The sequence below is a fragment of the Rugamonas fusca genome, from assembly GCF_014042365.1.
Classification (GTDB): domain Bacteria; phylum Pseudomonadota; class Gammaproteobacteria; order Burkholderiales; family Burkholderiaceae_D; genus Rugamonas; species Rugamonas fusca.
In genome coordinates, this window is sequence record NZ_JACEZS010000002.1 from 173,007 (window position 1) to 192,208 (window position 19,202).

18 protein-coding genes are annotated in these 19,202 nt (G+C 67.4%); 3 read left to right on the forward strand and 15 right to left on the reverse strand.

Annotation, left to right across the window (positions count from 1 at the left end; all coding sequences use genetic code 11):
• Nucleotides 1–128 precede the first annotated feature (128 nt).
• From H3H36_RS04060 to H3H36_RS04070, 3 genes are read right to left on the reverse strand one after another with little or no spacing between them, the layout of a single operon-like run.
• Nucleotides 129–698: a hypothetical protein gene (locus H3H36_RS04060; protein ID WP_182214360.1), complete on the reverse strand. Its 570-nt coding sequence runs from the start codon at nt 696–698 to the stop codon at nt 129–131.
• Nucleotides 695–2,107: a peptidylprolyl isomerase gene (locus tag H3H36_RS04065; protein ID WP_229219718.1), complete on the reverse strand. Its 1,413-nt coding sequence runs from the start codon at nt 2,105–2,107 to the stop codon at nt 695–697. The genes H3H36_RS04060 and H3H36_RS04065 overlap by 4 nt, the downstream gene beginning before the upstream one ends.
• A gap of 5 nt (nt 2,108–2,112) precedes the next feature.
• Nucleotides 2,113–3,093: a phospholipase C/P1 nuclease family protein gene (locus tag H3H36_RS04070; RefSeq protein WP_229219719.1), complete on the reverse strand. Its 981-nt coding sequence runs from the start codon at nt 3,091–3,093 to the stop codon at nt 2,113–2,115.
• A 274-nt stretch (nt 3,094–3,367) separates the two neighbouring features.
• Here H3H36_RS04070 and H3H36_RS04075 point away from each other — a divergent pair, with 274 nt between their 5' ends.
• Nucleotides 3,368–5,062 carry an alkaline phosphatase family protein gene (locus H3H36_RS04075; protein WP_229219720.1) on the forward strand — a complete coding sequence of 565 codons (1,695 nt, stop codon included), beginning with the start codon at nt 3,368–3,370 and terminating at the stop codon, nt 5,060–5,062.
• 69 nt (nt 5,063–5,131) lie between these two features.
• On the opposite strand, the gene H3H36_RS04080 is transcribed toward H3H36_RS04075, so the two are convergent.
• From H3H36_RS04080 to H3H36_RS04095, 4 genes are all read right to left on the reverse strand, one after another.
• On the reverse strand, nt 5,132–6,253 hold the full coding sequence (locus H3H36_RS04080; RefSeq protein WP_229219721.1) for a sulfotransferase family protein: 1,122 nt from the start codon (nt 6,251–6,253) through the stop codon (nt 5,132–5,134).
• A 55-nt stretch (nt 6,254–6,308) separates the two neighbouring features.
• Nucleotides 6,309–7,316: a DHH family phosphoesterase gene (locus H3H36_RS04085; protein WP_182214366.1), complete on the reverse strand. Its 1,008-nt coding sequence runs from the start codon at nt 7,314–7,316 to the stop codon at nt 6,309–6,311.
• Between the two features lie 18 nt (nt 7,317–7,334).
• Nucleotides 7,335–7,982, reverse strand: coding sequence for an adenylyl-sulfate kinase (gene cysC, locus H3H36_RS04090; protein WP_182214368.1), 648 nt, complete (start codon nt 7,980–7,982; stop codon nt 7,335–7,337).
• 62 nt (nt 7,983–8,044) lie between these two features.
• Nucleotides 8,045–9,799, reverse strand: coding sequence for a methyl-accepting chemotaxis protein (locus H3H36_RS04095; RefSeq protein WP_182214370.1), 1,755 nt, complete (start codon nt 9,797–9,799; stop codon nt 8,045–8,047).
• A gap of 451 nt (nt 9,800–10,250) precedes the next feature.
• Between H3H36_RS04095 and H3H36_RS04100 the strand changes: the two genes are divergently transcribed.
• Together H3H36_RS04100 and H3H36_RS04105 are read left to right on the forward strand one after the other, a co-directional pair.
• Nucleotides 10,251–10,835: a hemerythrin domain-containing protein gene (locus tag H3H36_RS04100; RefSeq protein ID WP_182214372.1), complete on the forward strand. Its 585-nt coding sequence runs from the start codon at nt 10,251–10,253 to the stop codon at nt 10,833–10,835.
• A 193-nt stretch (nt 10,836–11,028) separates the two neighbouring features.
• Entirely contained in the window at nt 11,029–12,048 is a 1,020-nt protein-coding gene (locus tag H3H36_RS04105; protein ID WP_182214374.1) for an AraC family transcriptional regulator, read from the forward strand.
• An 88-nt stretch (nt 12,049–12,136) separates the two neighbouring features.
• On the opposite strand, the gene H3H36_RS04110 is transcribed toward H3H36_RS04105, so the two are convergent.
• The 8 genes from H3H36_RS04110 to H3H36_RS04145 form a co-directional block, all read right to left on the reverse strand.
• Nucleotides 12,137–13,147 (reverse strand): YeiH family protein, encoded by a 1,011-nt coding sequence (locus H3H36_RS04110; protein ID WP_311196570.1) that lies wholly within the window; start codon nt 13,145–13,147, stop codon nt 12,137–12,139.
• Nucleotides 13,144–13,470 carry a Rieske (2Fe-2S) protein gene (locus H3H36_RS04115; protein WP_182214377.1) on the reverse strand — a complete coding sequence of 109 codons (327 nt, stop codon included), beginning with the start codon at nt 13,468–13,470 and terminating at the stop codon, nt 13,144–13,146. The genes H3H36_RS04110 and H3H36_RS04115 overlap by 4 nt, the downstream gene beginning before the upstream one ends.
• Nucleotides 13,467–14,129 (reverse strand): DsbA family oxidoreductase, encoded by a 663-nt coding sequence (locus H3H36_RS04120; protein ID WP_182214380.1) that lies wholly within the window; start codon nt 14,127–14,129, stop codon nt 13,467–13,469. The genes H3H36_RS04115 and H3H36_RS04120 overlap by 4 nt, the downstream gene beginning before the upstream one ends.
• Nucleotides 14,126–15,472 (reverse strand): MFS transporter, encoded by a 1,347-nt coding sequence (locus tag H3H36_RS04125; RefSeq protein ID WP_182214382.1) that lies wholly within the window; start codon nt 15,470–15,472, stop codon nt 14,126–14,128. Before H3H36_RS04125 ends, H3H36_RS04120 begins: the two co-directional genes overlap by 4 nt.
• 81 nt (nt 15,473–15,553) lie before the next feature.
• Nucleotides 15,554–16,606 carry a beta-keto acid cleavage family enzyme gene (locus tag H3H36_RS04130; RefSeq protein WP_182214385.1) on the reverse strand — a complete coding sequence of 351 codons (1,053 nt, stop codon included), beginning with the start codon at nt 16,604–16,606 and terminating at the stop codon, nt 15,554–15,556.
• Between the two features lie 45 nt (nt 16,607–16,651).
• Nucleotides 16,652–17,500, reverse strand: coding sequence for a TauD/TfdA dioxygenase family protein (locus H3H36_RS04135; protein WP_182214388.1), 849 nt, complete (start codon nt 17,498–17,500; stop codon nt 16,652–16,654).
• 10 nt (nt 17,501–17,510) lie between these two features.
• Nucleotides 17,511–18,491 carry a quinone oxidoreductase family protein gene (locus H3H36_RS04140; protein WP_182214390.1) on the reverse strand — a complete coding sequence of 327 codons (981 nt, stop codon included), beginning with the start codon at nt 18,489–18,491 and terminating at the stop codon, nt 17,511–17,513.
• A gap of 123 nt (nt 18,492–18,614) precedes the next feature.
• Nucleotides 18,615–19,193 (reverse strand): RBBP9/YdeN family alpha/beta hydrolase, encoded by a 579-nt coding sequence (locus H3H36_RS04145; protein ID WP_220459642.1) that lies wholly within the window; start codon nt 19,191–19,193, stop codon nt 18,615–18,617.
• Nucleotides 19,194–19,202: the final 9 nt, after the last annotated feature.

Sequence of the window (19,202 nt, forward strand, 5' to 3'; positions counted from 1 at the left end):
CTGACGCAGGCCGGGTTGCGGGTTGCAGGTTGCGGGTTGCGGGTTGCGGGTTGCGGGTTGCGTCGCGCCCTGCCCCATCCGGCGCGCACGCACAGGCATAGCCCGGAATCGGGCGACACCACCTCACGTCAATGCGAGGCCGCGCCAGCCAGTTCGGGGTGCTCGCGCAGGATGAGGCGACGCTGCTGTTCAATGCGGCGTATCTTCTCCTCCACCTTGGCGATCTGTTCCGCCGGCACCCCGGCCGCCCGCCCCCGCTCCACGTCGGCCTGCAGGCGCGGCAGCTCGGCCGCCGCCGCGTCCGCGAACGCGCCCAGTACCCGCAATTGCTGCCCCTGCTGGTACTGCTGGTAGGCCTTGGGATCGGCCAGTTGCGCCGCCGTCGGTGGCGTGCGCGCTTCGTCGCGCTGCAAAGGCGGCGTGCGCGGGTCGCCATGCTCGCGCGCGTCGGCCATGCTGAGCCAGGCGGAGCCGCTGCTGTCGACGGGTGTCAACGGCACCCGCTGCATTTGCGCGTCGCGCTCCGGCACGGCCTCGAACCACTGGCGGCCGCCCGCGCCCGCGTCGGCGCCCACCGCGCGCGCGGGCGGCGCGTCGGTTGCGCCCATGACGCCCGCCTGGCGGGCGATGGACGGCCAGGCCAGCCAACCCGCCGCCACGGCCGCCACCACGGCGGCCAGGATCATATGGCGCCTCATGAATGCGACTCCAAAATACGGAGCGGCTGATCCAGCACGCCGCGGTTGATGTCGATACGGGCCGCGCCCAGCAGGCGCTGGCGCAGCGCGGCCAGTTGCGCCGCCGCCTTCTCGCGCGCCACCGCGTTGCCGGCCACATAGCGCACCGTTTCGGAGGCGGGATCCTGGTAGCCTTCCACGCGCTGGTCGACCAGCACGATCTCCCACACGGCTTTGTCATTCGGCCCCACCGGGCTGCGGATGGGGCGCGAAGGCTGGCCCTCGGCCTGCGCGAACGCCAGCTGCGCCAGCCAGTCGGGCGTGCCGCTGTGCTGCAGCCATCCCAGTTCGCCGCCGGTCTGGCTGTCGGCAGCGGACGAATAGCGGCGCGCCAGCGCGCCAAAATCGGCACCGCCGGACAACTGGCCGGCCACCGCCTGCGCCGTGCGCTCGTCCGGCAGGCGGATGTGGCGCACCTTCACTTTCTCGATGCGGCGGAATTCCTCGCGGTGGCGCCGGTAATAGTTTTCGATCTCGGCCCCGCTCACCTGGGCCACCAACTGTTTGACGACGGGACTGGCCGCGTCGATGTCATTGCCGATGCCGTGCAGCTGCTGCAAGGCCTGCACGATGTCCTGCTCGTCGAGCACGCGGCGCAGGTCGGCCACGGCGGCCGCGCCGAAGCGCTGGGTGCTCCAGTGCTGCACGTACAGCGCCGCCAGCGCCAGCCTGGCCTGCTGCTGCAAGTGCGCGGACTGGCGCGAGAACAGCGCCACCCTGCCCTGCACGTTCTGGCGCCGGTAGACGTCGGCCAGCGTGATGGCGCCGGCCGGCCCTTGCGGCAACTGGTAGCGCAGCACCACGATGTCCTGCGCGCGCGCCAGCTGTTCGGCATCAAGCGTGTACTCAAGGCGCAACTGACCGGGGCGGCCGAACACGGCGTCCAGCGCGGCCGGAGCAATGGCCGGCTGCGCCGTCACCAGCCCGGCCAGGCTGGCGCCGGGCAGGCGCTGCATGGCCTGCTCCAGCTCCTTGCCGTACAGGCCACGCAACATGCCGACCAGCTGGTCGTCCACCATCACGTCATGCGCGAAGGCCACGCGCTGGCCGGCGAACAGCACGGCCTCGCCATAGGTCTTGCGCGCCGATCCGGCCAGCAGGCGGTTGACGACGGCCTGTTCCAGCGCCGTGCTGCGGCTGGCCTTGGCGTCCCCCTGGCGCGCCGTGCGCCACAGCGCATCCACGCTGAAGGCCAGCAGCGGCGCGCCATCGATCCGCGCGGCCAGCGCGGGATCGTTGAGGCGATACGCCACGGCCGCCTGCGCGGACGATGGCAACAGCGCGGGCGCCAGCGGGAGCGCCAGCGCCAGCGCGGCCGCCAACGGCGTTGCCAGCACGCGCGCGCGCCAGCCTGTGGTCCGGATCGTCATGGCGCTTAGTTCGCCAGGCGCTCGGCGGCGCGGTTCAGCACATGCACCACCATCGCGATCGAATGGGGAATCATCTGCTGGCCCACGCGGCGGCGGTCATTCTGGTCGGTGGACGACAGCACGATGCCGCCATTGGCGTACGAGTAGGTGCCGCCCTGGGTCAACAACGGGCGGATATCGACGGCCGTTGGCGCCACCGGCGTGAAGTCGGCCATGGCCGCCGCCACCAGGGCCGGATCGTTCAGGTGTTCGGTGTCGTAGTAGTCCTGCACCCACTGCTCCCACGAGGCGTGGTTGTTGGCCGAGGTGGTCCAGGTGTGGTGCGGCTGCAGCAGGTCGGTGGTGTGCAGCGTGAAGCCCAGGCTTTGCGCCGTCGGCTGCGCCAGGAACTGCTGGAACCAGTACTGGCCCAGGTTGTCGATCGGCTGGAACGGCATGGTTTCGAAGTCGGCGTACTGGCTGTTGCTCGACACGCCGCCAAAGCGGTAGTGCGCCTCCGTCAGGCCGTAGCTGTTGTACTTGGTGCCGTCGCCGAACCAGCCGCCGTTGCCGCCGGCGCCGTCGTCGAGGTAGTCGCCATACAACCAGCTGGCGGCCAGGTTGTCGATGTCGCCGGCCACGGTCAGCTTGGCGTAGTTGTAGCCGCCGAACGGATTGCCGTGCACGTCCTTGCCGGCCGTGTGGTTCTGGAAGTGCCAGTACGAGGTGTACTTGACGATGCCCGAGCCCAGGCCCCAGACGGGCGCCATCTGGCAGTTGCCGGTGGTGGCGCCGCAGATGTAGGTGTCGGCGAAATCGTCCACGTCGTAGGCGCCCTGGCCCAGGGCCTGCGCGAACTGGTCGATGGTGTAGCCGGCCCGGGTCACGCCCGCCACCAGCTTGTCGTAGTTGGTGCTGCCCGGATTGTTCTTCATGAAGGTCACCGCGTCCAGTACGATGCGGCGGTGGGTTTCTTGCTGCCAGGCGTGCGCGGGTGCGCTCGCCATCGTTGCCAACGTTGCCAGAGCCAGGCTAGTGGCCATCAGTCCAGTCTTTTTCATTGTTTCCCCATTAAATAAAGCGCACGGGCGTGCGTTTTTGTTCAACTAGTTTAACAATGGAATATGTCAATATTGTGATTTCAGTATTAGAATTGTTGCTCAAATGAAACAACGTGCACCACCCCGTGTCATGGAATTGTCATTTTCATCATGTACGATGCTGCCGGCGCGCGGCCCCGGCCGCGGCCTTCCATTCACACAACAGAATAACGAGCACACGATGATGAAACGGTCCACTTCCCTGCCCCTGCTGCGCCCCCTGGCGCTGGCCTGCTGCCTGGCCGGCGCGCTCAGCGCACATGCCGTCACGCCCGCCACGCCCGCCGCGCCTGTAGCGACGTCGGCGCAACCGAAACTGGTGGTGGTGCTGGTGGTGGACGGCCTGCCCAACGAGCAGGTGCAGCGCTACCGCGACCAGTTCGGCCAGGGCGGCCTGCGCCGGCTGATGGACCAGGGCGCGTGGTTCAGCAACGCCCACCAGGCCCATGGCGTGACGGTGACGGCCGTTGGCCACAGCGCCGTGCTGACGGGCGCCTACCCCTACCAGCACGGCATCATCGGCAACAACTGGATCGACCCCGTCACCAAGCAGTCGATCTACTGCACCGAAGACCACGACTACCACTACATCGGCGCGCCGACCAGGAGCGACGACGGCACCTCGCCCGCGCGCCTGCACGTGAGCACGGTGGGCGACGAACTGCGCTACGCCACCGGCAACCGCGCCAAGGTGGTGGCCGTGTCGGGCAAGGACCGGGGCGCCATCCTGCTGGCGGGGAAAACGGGCACGGCCTATATGTACATGGAAAGCACGGGCGACTTTGCCAGCAGCACCTACTACATGCAAAGCCACCCGGCCTGGGTGCAGCGCTACGACGCCGGCAAGCCGCAGGACCGCTACTATGGCAAGTCATGGACGCCATTGCTGGCCGATGCCGCCTACGCGGGCGACGCCCCCGACAGCCTGACGCCCTCCAAGCCCGGCGTGCGCAACAGCTTCCCGTTCGCCTACTACAGCGAAAGCGGTGAACTGGATGGGAGCTACTACAAGCGCCTCAAGAGCGGCCCCTTCCTCGACGAGCTGACGCTGGACTTCGCGCGCGCCGCCATCGAAGGCGAACAACTGGGCGCCAATCCGGCCGGCGTGCCGGACCTGCTGGCCGTGAGCCTGTCGGCGCATGATTACGTGAACCACGCGTTCGGCCCCGAGAGCAAGATGTCGCACGACCACCTGCAGCGGGTGGACCGCATGCTGGCCGGCTTCTTCAACTACCTCGACAAGCGCATCGGCCTCGATAACGTGCTGGTGGTGCTGACAGCCGATCACGGCTTCCCCAACGTGCCCGAGTTCGCGCAAGGCCAGCACCTGGACGCGCAGCGCCTGGACGGCGACAAGCTGGTCGCCGCGCTGAACCAGCACCTGGAAGCGAAGTACGGCCAGGCCAGACTGGTGAACGCGTGGTCGCTGCCCAATGTGCACCTGGACTACGCGCTGATCGACAAGAGCGGCCTGCGCCGCGAGGACGTGGAGAACACGGCTGCCCGCTACATCGAACAGCAGGCTGGCGTGGCGCAAGTCTACACGCGCGGCCAGTTCGAGCATGGCGCCGTGGCCGGCACCCGCATCGCCACGCTGATGCGGCGCGCGTGGAACCGCGAAGCGTCGGGCGACCTGATGGTGGTCACCAAGCCATACTGGTACTTCGGCACGGGCACGACGGGCACCTCGCACGGCTCGCCGTACGCCTACGACACCAACGTGCCGCTGATGATCATGGGTAAGCGCTGGATCAAGCCCGGTTACTACGGCCAGTACGCGGAAGTGGTCGACCTGGCGCCCACGCTGGCCAATGTGCTGCACGTGCGCCCGCCCGCGGCCGCCGAGGGCCGCGTGCTGACGGAAACGCTGCGTTAACCCCCAGCAAAATCGGGGACGTAACACCATATTCCCAACAGTCAATACCGTGTTACGTCCCCGGTTTTGTCAATCCGTCACCTCAAACGCGGCCGGGTCGAGCGCGGCCAGCGTGCTGGCGCCGCCCACTGCGGGACGGCCGGCCTGCTGCTCCAGCCGCTCGCGCAGCTTGGCCAGGTAGTCGGCGCGGCAGCGGCGCAAGGCGAAGTCGCGGAAGTTGTCGTGCTCCAGGTCGTGCCATGCCTGCTCGCGCGCCGCATCCGAATGAACCTTGGCCTGCGCTTCCATGGCCGGCGTGATGACGGTGGCGCCCGGCGTCATGGGCGTGTAGCCGTAGCGCTTCATGTACTCGCCCGTGATCGTTTCGATCACGCCGATCTCGTCCAGCGACAGCTGCTGCTTGAATTTGTCCGCATTGGCCGGAATCGGCGCATAGCAGTTCGAGGACCACAGGGCCGACAACTGCGATATCTGGCGTGCTTCCTGCGAATGGGCTACGTCCAGCATGCCCGGCTGGAAGTCGATCTCCATGAAGTGGCACAACGCCTGCAGCGTGGCCTGTTGTTGCGACAGGAAGTCCTCGTAGCGTATCGTCAGCACGCGCTGCGGGAAGCGCTGCATCACGGCGTCGGCGGCGCGGTGCGCGGCCAGCCAGGTGCGGGCGTTGAGCAAGGTGTCGAAATCGTGGATGATGGCGCGGTTCATCGACGCCACCTGCGCGCGCGGGTCGCGTACCACGTTCACGAACAGCATGTCGGGCAGCAGCGCCATCAGCTCGGCCGCGTAGTGGACGCTGTCGAGCGACTTGTCCATCACCACGCGGGCCCCTTGCGCCTCGCCCGAACGCAGCAACAATTCCCACACCACGCGGTGCACGCTGCGCGGCTGGTTGCGCAGCGTCTCGAAGATCTCGACCGGATCGAACACCAGCTGCGGCCACTTGACCATGCTCACGGCCTGCAACCCCACCACGTCCACCACCAGCCGGAAATAGGCGCGGTCGTCGGCCAGGTCGCCATACAGCGGCAACAGCGGCATGAAGTCCACGATGTGCAGCGGATAGGGCGAATAGAATTGCGGCGACATGTTCAGGCGCAGGCGCAACGCATGGCTGCCGCAACGGCGCAGCGGGATCATCATGACGGGACGCGGGCGCTTGCCCACCTGGGCTGCTTGTGGTTCGGACTTCATTGCTCTCTCCATGCGAACGGACGGTGTGTCGGAAAAAAGTCGTGATAAGCCGCTGCTAGCCGGCCTGGCAGGCCATGCCTTCGAGCTCGAAATGCTGGCGGAATGCATCGATGAATTGACCGAGCTGCGCTCCCGGCAGGCGGTTGATGCCGGCCGCCGCCATACGCCCGCCGCCCGTGTCGAATTGGCGGCACAGGTCACAGGCGCTGTAGGTGCCCGGCATGCCCGAGCGCACGCTGACCACGAAGCTGCCATCGGCGCGCTCGCCCAGGATCGCAAACGAGGCGCCCGGACGCTGCGCCGCCAGCCGGTTGGCCAGCACCCCGCTGGTGCGGCGTGCCCAGGGTGCGTCCGGCAGCAGGTAGACGGCGCCGCTGCTGCATTCCCAGTGTGGCCGCAGTGCCTGCAGGCGCGCGCAATCGTCATGGTAGCCGGCGCACAGCACGCGGTATTCCTCGCTGTCGGCGATGAACTGGAACGGGTCGGCATACGGGGCCAGCGCACGGTACAGGGCGACGGGCGCGAGGTGCAGGTCGGCCACGCTGTCGCCGTAGGCGTTGTAGTTGATGACCTGGCCCAGTTGCGCCAGCGCGGCCGCGCCCTGTTCGCGCACGCCGGCGCCGCGCGCCAGCACGCTGGCCACGCCCATCAGGTTGTCGCCATAGGCGGCCACCACGGCCCAGCGCCGGTGCCGCCCGCCCAACTGGCGGTCCACCAGGATGCTGGTGCACACGTCGGGCGTGGGGTCCCAGTGCAGGCGCAGGCCCGGATGGGCAAACGCGTCGTCGGCCGCGTGGTGATCGTAATAGTCCACGCTGGCGCCGCCATCGAGCAGGCGGCGCAGGTCGGCCGTGTTGGCGTCCAGCGAAATGTCGAGCACCACGACGTGGCCGGCGCCGGTGGGCACCTGGCGCAGCAGCGCGATGTCGCGCTTGACGCCGGTGACCAGCACGGCGTCGTCGGCGGGGCGCACCAGCCGCAACTGGTGCAGCGCGCAGATGCCGTCGGCGTCGCCGTTAAAGACGTCGTAACGGGCGGCGGGGGCAGAGGATGGCGGCGTCATGGCGGCTAAGGTCTCAGGTTAAATGTAGCGCTTGGCCAGGTGTTCGAACAGCAGTTCGCACGCTTGCGCCAGCGGCATGCTGCCCGTGTCGATGGTCAGGGCCGGTTGCTCGGGCGCCTCGTACGGCGCCGAGATGCCCGTGAATTCGGGGATCAGCCCGGCCCTGGCCTTGCGGTACAGGCCCTTGGGGTCGCGCTCCTCGCACACGCCGCACGGCGTGCTGATATGGGTCTCGATGAAATCGTCGGCGCCGATGATGGCGCGCGCCTGTTCGCGGTCGCGCCGCAATGGCGAGATGAAGGCGGCGATCACGATCAGGCCCGCGTCGTTCATCAGCCGCGCCACTTCGGCGCTGCGGCGGATGTTCTCCTGCCGGTCTTCGGGCGTGAAGCCGAGGTCGCGATTCAGGCCATGGCGCAGGTTGTCGCCATCGAGCACGTAGGCCGGACGGCCCGCCTCCACCAGCATCTTCTCCAGTGCGCAGGCCAGGGTCGACTTGCCGGCACCACTCAATCCCGTCAGCCACACGGTGGCCGCCCGCCGGCCCACGCCACCCATGCGCGCCTGGGCCGTGACCTGGCCCGCGTGCCAGTAAATATGGGGCGTCTGGCCGGGCGCCGCTTCCGGTGTGTGCAGCAGCGCGTCCAGTTTGTCCAATTTGCTCATTGTTCGCTCCTGGCCGGCACGGTGGCCGGCGTTATCGTTTGAGGTTGCCGTTACCGCCCGGATCAGAACTGTTCCCACTCGTCGTCGGCCGTCGCGGCGGCACGGCGCGCCCCGCTGGCGGCCAGCGCCCGCCGTGCCGGGGCAGGCACTGGCGCGGGGGCACGGGTGGCCGCGGCCGTCCTGGCCGGCGCCACCGGCTTGGGCAGCACTTGCAGCGTGGGCGCCGGTGGCAGCAGCGCACGTCCCGCCTCGGCCTCCAGCCGGAAGATGCCCACCACTTCCGTCAGGCTGTTGGCCTGGTCGCGCATGGCCTGGGCGGCGGCGGCGGCTTCCTCCACCAGCGCCGCGTTCTGCTGGGTCACAGAGTCCATCTGCATCACGGCCTGGTTGATCTGCTCGATGCCGCTGGACTGCTCCTGGCTGGCGGCCATGATCTCGGACATGATCTCGGTCACGCGCCGCACGCTGTCGACCACCTCGTGCATGGTCGATCCAGCCTGCTCCACCAGCCGGTTGCCCGCCTCCACCTTGTTCACCGAGTCGCCCACCAGTTCCTTGATCTCCTTGGCGGCGGCGGCCGAACGCTGCGCCAGGTTGCGCACTTCCGTGGCCACCACGGCAAAGCCGCGTCCCTGCTCGCCGGCCCGTGCCGCTTCCACGGCCGCGTTCAGGGCCAGGATATTGGTCTGGAAAGCGATGCCGTCGATGACGGCGATGATGTCGCCGATCTTGTGCGCGGAATGGTCGATGGCGGCCATGGTGTCGACCACCTGGGCCACCACAGCGCCGCCGCGCACGGCCACGTCGGAGGCCGACACGGCCAGCCCGTTGGCGGCGCGCGCATGGTCGCTGTTGATGCGCACGGTGCTGGTCAGTTCCTCCATCGAGGACGCTGTCTCCTCCAGCGTGCCGGCCTGCTGCTCGGTGCGCGAAGACAGGTCCAGGTTGCCCGAAGCGATCTGGCCGGCCGCCGTGGCGATGGTCTCCGTGCTGCTGTGGACCTGGCTGACGATCAGCGCCAGGCTGTCGCGCATGGACTTCATCGCATGCAGCAGGCTGTGGTCGTCGCCTGCGCGGGTCTCGATATGGATGGCCAGGTTGCCGGCCGCGATCTGGCCGGCGATGGCGGCCGCTTCGTCCGGCTCGCAGCCCAGCTGGCGCACGATGCCGCGCGTGATCAGCACGGCCGCCACCCCGCTGGCCAGCAGCGCCAGCGCGCCGATCACCAGCATCTGGCTGCGCGCCGCCGCGTAGGCGCTGGCCGCGTCGGCGGTGGCCACGTCATTCTGCTTCTCTTCCACCGCGATCAGCTGGCGCAGCAAATCCCACCACGCCTTCTGCACCGGACGGAACTGGTAGCGCAGCAGCTGGTAAGCCTCATCCTGCTTCTGTTCCAGCGCCAGCGCGGCCGCCTTGTCGATGAAGGGCAAGGCCAGCTGGCCCTGCTTGCGGATCTGGTCCAGCAATTCCTTTTCCTCGGCCGAGGTGCCGGGCATGGTGAACATCTGGCCCAGTTTATCCTGCGCGGCCGCGTACTTCTTCGCTTGCGCCGCCAGCCGGTCCACCTCGATCTGGATCTCCTTGGCCTCCTTCAGCAGGATCAGGTTGCGCAGGGCCAGCGCCCGTTCCGTCACGGTCAGGTCCATGGCCGCGGCGAGCTTGGTTTCCACGTCGTTGACCTTGGTGATGTCGTCCAGCCGCTGCTGGATCTGGCCCATGCTGGCCAGCGCCAGTCCGATGATGACCAACAGCAGCAGCGACACCACACCAAAGCCCAGGCCCAGCCGCGTGGCGACCCCCATGTTACGCATTTTCATGCTCATCTCCCGAACACTGCGATCCACGTCCCGGCTTCCTGGCGGGCTGAGCCAATCGGACGACATGCAGCGATCTTAGAGGATTCCGTACGGCAAAATTGTCTCGAAAAGTCACCGGTGGGCGCGCCTGCAACGGCGTAGCAACAGGCATTGACGTGGATCGAATTTCTGCTTGTGCCAGCGCAGCGCCGGCGATAAAGGAGGATGCTCCCTCGGTACGACTGTCCAACTTGCGATACGCAAGTATCAACAAAAAAAATAGTTTTGTGCCCGAAAGAAATTTTGTGGCATGAAGCGCAATGGCCACCGCCCCGCGGTACCCGGCCAGACTGGCTGGCGCGCACCACCCTGGCACAACTGGGCAAGTGCGGATTGACCTGGATCAGATAAATTTGCCTTGGACAGGCCTATAGTCCTTGTATGCTCAAGTATTGTGGCTAAGGAAAAGACCATGTACACCACCAAGCCGCCCAAGGAAAATGTCGTTCGCATCATCCAGCAGGAACACACCAACCTGACCGCCGTGATCCACAGCATGCAGCAATTCGTGCGCACGCTGGGCCAGGGCAACGCGCCGTCCGACCTGAAGATGATGCGCGCCATGCTGCTGTACGTGATCGATTACCCGGAGCGGGTCCACCATCCCAAGGAAGAAGAACACCTGTTCGCGCGCCTGCGCCAGCGCACTCATGACGTCGACAGCACACTCGACGAACTGTCGCGCCAGCACGTGCGCGGCACCACCCTCACGCGCGAACTGGAACATGCCCTGGCACGCTACGAGTTCCAGGGTGCGCCCGCGCTGCCGGCGCTGCGATTGCTGGTCGAGGAATATGGCAAATTCTTCTTCGAGCACATGCGGCTGGAGGAAGACGTGGTGCTGCCGGCCGCGCTGCACCACCTGACGGAGGCCGACTGGATCGTGATCGACCTGGCCTTTTCCGCCAACGGCGACCCGCTCACGGGCGCGCCGATCCAGAACAATTTCGCGCGTTTGTACCAGTTGATCGTCAACGCACAGCCGGGTCAGGGCTGAGCGCCGGCGCCAGTGCCTGACACCAATTGTCAAGCGCCGTTAGCACGCAGGCGAATATTTCGCTTGCGCTGTCGCGCCATGCGTACAGTGCATTGCATGCGCTAACGTAAGCCCCTACAATCGGTGTCGGCCCTCACGGGGGCCGCGCGCGCCGCCGGCGCGCCGTCCGTCCCATCGAAGGAAACACCCGAGCATGCCCACCCTGGTTCGCGCCGCCGTACTGACCAACTACCTGGAAGTGGCCCAGCACCTGGGCCTGAACCCGCAAGCCGAACTGGCCAGGGTCGGCTTGAACCGCAAGATGCTGCAGGACCCCGAGCAGCCCATCCCCATCAGCAGCGCCGTGCAATTGCTGGAAAATTCAGCGGCCGACAGCGGCTGCCAGACGTTCGGCCTGCGCATGGCCGAATCACGCCAGTTTTCCGACCTGGGCGCCGTCAGCCTGCTGCTGACGCACCAGCCCACGCTGCGCGACGCGCTGCAGGTGCTGGTGCAGTACCGCCACCTGCTGAACCGTTCATTGGCGCTGTACGTGGAGGAAGCGGGCGACCTGGTGATCATCCGCGAGGAAGTGGTCAACGACGAGCCGGTGCCATGCCGCCAGTCCAACGAACTGGCCATCGGCGTGATGGCGCGCATGTGCGCCACCTTGCTGGGGCAGCACTGGCGGCCCGTCAGCGTCAACTTCACGCACGACGCGCCGGACGACTTGCGGCTGCACCGGCGCCTGTTCGGCTGCCACGTGCAGTTCGGCGCCGAATTCAACGGCATCGCCTGCCCGGCCGCCAACTTCGACGCGCCCAATCCGAACGCCGACCCGGCCATGGCCCGCTACGCGCAGCGCTTCGTCGACTCGCTGCAGGACCGGGGCGAACCGTCCATCCCGCACGAAGTGCGCAAGGCCATCTATTTGCTGCTGCCGATGGGACGCGCCACGATCGAACAGATTGCGCAGGCACTGGGCATGAACGTGCGCACGCTGCAGCGCCGGCTGGGCGAATGCGACGCCAACTTCAGCGACTTGATCAACGAAGTGCGGCGCGAGCTGGTGCAACGCTACATGAACAACCCCAGCTACTCGCTGGCGCGCATTGGCGACCTGCTGGGCTACTCGCTGCCCAGCAGCTTCACGCGCTGGTTCGCCAGCCAGTTCAGCGAAACGCCCGCCGCCTGGCGCGGCAAGCACGGCAAGCCCTACCAGCCACCCGTCTAAGTGCCGGCAAGAAAAATCGGGGACGTACCCCTATTTTCCCGCCAGGGAAAATAGGGGTACGTCCCCGATTTTTCTTGTCGGACTTTTCTTAGGTGGCCCAGCGCATCAGCACCATCACCAGCGCGGCCAGGAACACGGTCTCACCCACCATCAGCGCGATCGGCTTGATACCGACGGCGGCCAGTTCCTTCAGTTGCGTCTTCATGCCCAGCGCGCTGATGGCGATCACCAGCGCCCAGCGCGATGCCTCGTTGCCCGCATGCTGCACGACGGCCGGCACCCAGCCCGTGCTGTTGATACAGGCCAGCACGAAGAAGCCCACCGCGAAACCGGGCAGCAGCGGCGGGCGCGCGCTGCCCGCCTGCGCTCCCTGGGCCCGCGTGATCAGGGCCGCGCACAGGATCACGGGCAGCAGCATGGCCACCCGCATCAGCTTGACGACCGTGGCCGCGTCACCCGTCTCGCGCGACATGCTGTAGCCGGCGCCCACCACCTGCGCCACGTCGTGGATGGTCCCGCCCAGGAATACGCCGGCCTGCAACGGCGACAACGAGAAGAAGCTGGCGATCATCGGATAGGCGATCATGGCCGTCGTTGACAGGGCCGACACGCAGATCACCGTGAACAGTGTGGCCTTCTCCTTCTGTTCATGGGCCGGCAGCGCGGCCGCCAGCGCCAGCGCGGCGGAAGCGCCGCAAATGGCAGTGGCGCCGCCCGTCAGCATGCCAAACAGCTGGTTAAAGCCGAGCAACCTGGCCACCAGCACCGACACCAGGATGGTGACCGTGACGACCACCACCACCAGCACCACCGGCTTCCAGCCCAGGGCCGCGATCTGCGACAGCGTGAGCCGCAATCCCAGCAGCGCCACGCCCAGGCGCAAGATGGTGCGGGCCGTGTATTCGATCCCCGGCTTGCACTGCCCTTCGCCGGACAGGAAGTTGAGCGCCATGCCCAGCAGCAGCGCGAACAGCATCACGGGCGCGCCGTAATGCTCAGACAGGAAACTGGCCGCCGCCGCCACCATGGCGCTGACGATGAAGCCCGGCGCCAGCACGCGCACGCGCGCGTTCAAGCCTGCAAAAAAGGGGGAAATCACGCTGCGCTCTCCTCGCCGGGCAGCGTCAGGTAGACGCCGTCCGCTTCAATTGTGATGGGATAAACCGCCACCTTCATCTCAGGCACGTTAGCCAGGCAACCCGTGCCCAGGTGGAAGCGCAGGCCATGCGCCGGACAGCGTATGTACATGCCTTCGAGCTTGCCGCCGGCCAGTGACGCCCCCTGGTGGGGGCAGCCGTCCTCGATGGCGTGGTAAGCACCATCCACATGGAACAGCAGCAGGCAGCGGCCGTCCACGCGCAGGATGGCGCGCCCGCCGTCCGGCGGCAGCTGCTGCGCCGCCAGCGCCATGCGCCGGCTCATGGCGCCACCGCGTCGGCCGGTTCCAGCGCGGCCAGCATGGCCGCCAGCAGCACTTCGGGCGGCTGCGCGCCGCTCGCCACCAGCTTGCCATTGACGACGTAGTACGGCACGCCGCCATTGCCATTGCCCACGCCGTCGGCCTGGAACGGCACGGCCGCGCCCAGCATCAGCGGCGCGATGTCGGCCCGCGCCATGCCACAGGCCAGGCCGTGCGTGAGCAGCACGGCCGGGTCGCCGACGTCCTCGCCGCGCTGGAAGTAGCCGGTCAACAGCCGTTCCAGCAGCGCGTCACGCTGGGCCGCGCTGCCGTTGCGCGCCGCGTGTTGCAGCAGGCGGTGCGCGTCTGCCGTGTTGGGCATGTTGCGGATGCGCTGGTAGTCGATCTGGACCCCGGCGGCAGCTGCCGCCTCGCTGACCTGGGCCTGGCGCCGGCGCACGGCCGTGTCGCCGCCCAGGCGCTGGCGGTAGAACTCCATGAACGGCCAGCCAGCGGCAGGCACGTTGGGCAGCAACTGCACGCCGCGCCAACGCACATGCACCGCCACCTCGGGCGCGCACGCGCGCAGGCGCGCGATGGCGGCCTGCAGGTTGCGCATGCCGATCAGGCACCATGGGCAGATCACGTCGAATCCCACTTCGATATGCAGCACGGGCTTCATGCCTGCACCTCCATCGCTGCGGCACGCACGCCGTTGGCCGCGGCGGCGGCGCATTGCGCGTCGTGCGCATAATGGCGGCGCGCGTACCAGAACACGGCGGCCGCCGCGATGCTCAGCAACGGCACCAGCTGGAACGCCGTGGCCAGGCCCAGGTGGTCGGCCAGCACGCCCGTCAGGAACGGACCGGGCGCAAGGCCCAGCAGGTTGTTGGCCAGCGTCAGCGTGGCGAACGCCGTACCGTGGATGGAACGGTGCGTGAGGTTGGCCACCATGGCGCCGGCCGGCCCCGTGGTGCCGGCGGCCAGGAACATGCCGGCACCGATCAGGGCCAGTTGCAAAGCGCCCGGCGCCATGGCGAAGGCCACCGACAGCAACAGGCAGCTGCCCAGGCAGTAGGCGATGGCCAGCGTGATCTTGCGCGGCGGCGAATGGCGGCACAGCCGGTCGCTCAGCATCCCGCACAAGACCATGCCGGCGCCGCTGGCCAGCACCACGGCCGCCGCGCCGGCGCCGGCGCGGTCGGCGCCCATGGCGTAGTAGCGGTTCATGAAGCTGGGCATCCAGACGATGAAGGTGCCGCCCACGAACAGCTGCAAACCGCTGCCCACGTAGGCGGCCCGCACGGAACGGCTGCCGAACAGGCTGCCCAACGGCAGGCGGGCCGGCTTGCCGTCCGCCCTACCCTGCCCGCGCGCCGCGCCTTGGGCCCCCTGCGCGCCTTGCGGTGCGATGCGACCTTCCTTGACGATAATGGGGTACAGCACGGCCAGCATCAGCCCGAACAGGGCCATGCCGGCGAACGCCCAGCGCCAGCCCACGTGGGCCGCGATGCCGCCACCGAGCGCCATGCCCAGCACGGAGCCGAACATGCCGCCGGCCATGAAGGCGCCCGTCAGCGTGGCCCGCATATGCTTGGGGAACACGGACAGCACGACGGCGATGCCCACGCTGCCATAGGCCGCCTCGCCCACGCCGACCAGGAAGCGGGCCGCGAACATCTGGCCATAGTCCTGCGCCAGGCCGCAACCGAGCGTGGCCAGGCTCCACAGCACGGCCATCAGGGCCAGGCTGCGCACCCTGCCCCAGCGGTCGGCCAGCAGCGACAGGGGGAACGTGAGCAAGCCCACCATCAGGGCCACGATGCCGCTCAACAGCCCGAGGCGGGCGTCGCTCAGCTGCCATTCCACTTTCAACAGGGGGAACACGGCGTTGAGTACCTGGCGCGACATGTAGTCGGAAATCAGCAGGCCAAAGCTCAGCGCGAACACGAGCCACGCGTAATAGCGCGGAACGCTGGGATTATCGTCGGCCAGGCCGTCGTCGGAGGGAGTGTGATAAGCCATGATCTGCCTTCAATCCGTTTCACGAGATGAAAAAAAGGCCGGCACTGGTATGCTACACCAGCACCGGCCCCGGTTGCGGGATCAGGTTCGCAGCGGCACGTTCTTCTGGCCGGGCTGGCGGTTGGGCGCCATGCCGTTCATGCGCAGCGTCTCCTCGGCATCCTTGTACTGCACGCCGATCTTGTAGATGGCGCGCGCCTCCTGGCCATTGGCCACTTCGCGGCCCAGTTCACGGGCCACGCGCACGCACTGCTCGATCTGCTGCACGGAGGTCATGCGCTGGCCGTGCTGGCCGATCAGCGTGTCCTCGATGCCGCAACGCGGGTGGAAGCCCATGGCCATGGACATCATGTTGAACGGCAAGACGTTCTTGAGCAGCGATTCGGCCGTGATGCAGGCGCCTTCCGGTGCGCGGCGGATGAAGTCCATGAAGTTGAACGGGTTGGGCCCGTCGAAGCCGCCGCCGATGCCGATCCAGGTCAGGTTCAGCGGGCCGCGATAGACGCCACGGCGCACCAGGCGGTCCAGCGTCTCCAGCGCGTGCATGCCGGTCAGCTGGAAGTGCGGCTGGATGTTGGCTGCCTGCAGGCGGCGCAGGTGTTCCTCGACCCAGGCCGGGCCGGCCGGCACCGTCATTTCGCTGTAGGCCGCGTGCATCACGGGCGAGGCCAGCGAGGTACCGGCCAGGTACTCGGGGTAGAGCAACTCCATGATGTTCATCTGGGTGGTGTTGATGGCCACCGTCACCTGGTCCGGTTTGGGATCGAGTTCGGCCAGCATGTGGCGGGTGTCGTCGCTGAGCCACTTGGCGGCCTGGCCGTCGTCTTCCGGCGCGAACGAGATCGAGCCGCCCACCTGGATGATCATGTCGGGCACGCGGGCGCGCACGCCGGCGATCAGCTCATTGAACTTGGACAGGCGCTTGGAGCCCTTGCCATCGAGTTCGCGCACGTGCAGGTGCAGCACGGTGGCGCCGGCGTTGTAGCAATCGACGGCCTTCTGGATCTGTTCTTCCATCGTCACGGGAACGTCTTCCGGGAAATCCTCCGGCGCCCACTCCGGGCCGTACGGGGCCACGGTGATGACTACTTTGTCCTGGTTCTCGGGGTGCAGGGAATCGTCGAGAAATTGCATGCTGGTCTCCTAATGAAATGGTGCGGTATTCTTATTGGGTGATGTTCAGAACGGGATGTCGCCGATGATGCCGGCGCGCTCCATCTTGCGGTGGCAGGGCGGATAGTCCATCACGGCGTAATGCTGGGTCGAACGGTTGTCCCAGATGGCCACGCTGTTCGGCTTCCAGCGCCAGCGCACCTGGAACTCGGGCACATAGGCCTGGCTGATCAGGTAGCTGAGCAGATTGCCCGCGCCCGGATTGGCGTCCTGGCCGAAGCGCACGCGGTCCGGCGTGTGGTAGTTGGTGATGTGGGTGGTGAACGCGTTCACGAACAGGATCTTCTCACCCGTCTCGGGATGGGTGCGCACCACGGGATGCTCGGCGTCCGGGAACTGCGCCTTGAGCGCCAGCCGGCGATCGATCGGCATGGCCGCGCCGAAGCTGGCCTCGATGCTGTGGCGCGCGCGCAGGCCTTCGATCTTCTGCTTGACGTCTTCCGGCAAGCGCTCGTAGGCCAGCGCCATATTGGCCCACATGGTGTCACCGCCGACCGGCGGGCACTCGATGCAGCGCAGCACGGCGCCGAACTGTGGCGCGGCACGCCAGGTGGTGTCGGCGTGCCAGGCGTTCTCGTAGCGGTCGTTGGGCTGGTCCGGGTTCTTGTAGATGCGCACCAGGCCGGGGTTTTCCGGGTCGCTGCCGGCCACGGGATGGTCTTCCAGCTCACCGAAGCGGCGCGCGAAGGCCACGTGTTCGGCGCGGCTGAAGTCCTGGTCGCGCAGGAACAGCACGCGGTGCCTGAGCAGCAGCGTCCGCAGTTCGGCGAACAGGCCGTCGTCATGGATGGCTTGTTCCAGCCTGATGCCCGACAGCTCGGCGCCAATGGCGCAGGTCAGTTGTTCCACTCGCATGGCGTACTCCTCAGATCACGAAAATGGACGAACCGGTGGTCTTGCGCGATTCCAGGTCGCGGTGCGCCTGGACCGCGTCGGCCAGCGGGTAGTACTGGTTGATCTCGATCCTGATGCGGCCGGCGCCCACGTGGTCGAACAGTTCGCCCGCCAGTTCGGCCTTCTCGGCCGGGTCGGCGATGTAGTCGGCCAGCGCGGGACGGGTCAGGAACAGCGAGCCTTTCATGGCCAGCAGCACCGGATCGAACGGCGGGATCGGGCCGGAGGCCGTGCCCACACACACCATCAGGCCGCGCTTGCGCAACGAATCGAGCGAAGACATGAAGGTGTTCTTGCCCACGCTGTCGAACACCACGTCCACGCCGCGGCCGTTGGTGATCTCGCGCACGCGCCTGGCCACGTCCTCGTTGCTGTAGTTGATCACGTGGTCGCAGCCGTGCATGATCGCCATCTCGGCCTTGGCGGCCGTGGACACGGTGCCGATCACGGTCAGGCCCAGCAGCTTGGCCCATTGCGACACGATCAGGCCCACGCCACCGGCGGCCGCGTGCAGCAGCACCGTGTCGCCGGCCTTGAAGTCGTGGATGCAGCGCATCAGGTAGGCCGACGTCAGGCCGCGCATGGTCATGGCGGCCGCCGTCTCGAAGGCGATGGTTTCGGGCAGCTTGATCAGCGGCGCGGCCGAGATCACGCGCTCGGTGCTGTAGGCGCCCAGGGTGTTGAGGAAGCCCGTGTAGGTCACGCGGTCGCCCAGCGCCAGGCCCGTCACGCCCTCGCCCAGCGCCACCACCACGCCGGCCGCTTCCACGCCGATGCCATTGGGCAGCGGGACCGGGTAGGTGCCGTTGCGGAAGTAGGTGTCGGCGTAGTTCAGGCCCACCGCCACATGGCGCACGCGCACTTCACCGGGACCCGGCAGGCCCACTTCCACATCGTCCAGGTACAGTACTTCCGGCCCGCCGGTCGCATTGAAACGCACTGCTTTTGCCATGTTCTTCTCCTCAGGTTTGTTGTTGCGCCGACGCGTGGCGCCAGCCGGTGCTGCCTTGCTTACTGTGATTTCAGTATAGTCGGGGCAAAGTGCCCCAACCATGCATAGGGCGACAGTGACTTTTCATTTGGCGACAGAGGCCGCTAAAACTTGCACCTGCGCGATCAGCGCCTCGGCCCGTGGCCACGGGCCATAGCCGGCGGCCGGATTCATGTGGCCGACGGCGCCCAGTTCCACCACCTGGCTGCCCCAGTCGGCTGCCATGCGGTGCACGGCTTCCAGCGTGGCCAGGTGGTCGTTGCTGCTGGCGGCCACGATGCTGGGGAACGGTAGCCGGGTGCGCGGCAGCGGCGACCAGCCGTGTTCGCGCAGCGTGTCCGGCTGCGGGTAGTTGGCCGGCCAGCTGGCCTCCAAGTCCGGCGGCGTGACCAGCAGCGCGCCCAAAATGGGACGCTTGTGGCGGGCCGCCCAGTGGGCCACCATCAGCACGCCGGCGCTGTGGGCCACCAGGATCACGGGGCCGGCGATGTCGGCCAGGGCCCGGTCGATGGCGTCCACGCGGGCCGCACAGCTCAGGCCATTTTCGGTCAGCGGCGGCACGGAGCGCGCGCCGGGCGTACCTGCCTGGAGCAAGGTTTGCCAGTGTTCGGGCACGTGGTCGCGCAGGCCGGGCACGATCAGCAAGGTTGGTCTGGTTGTCATGATTTTCTC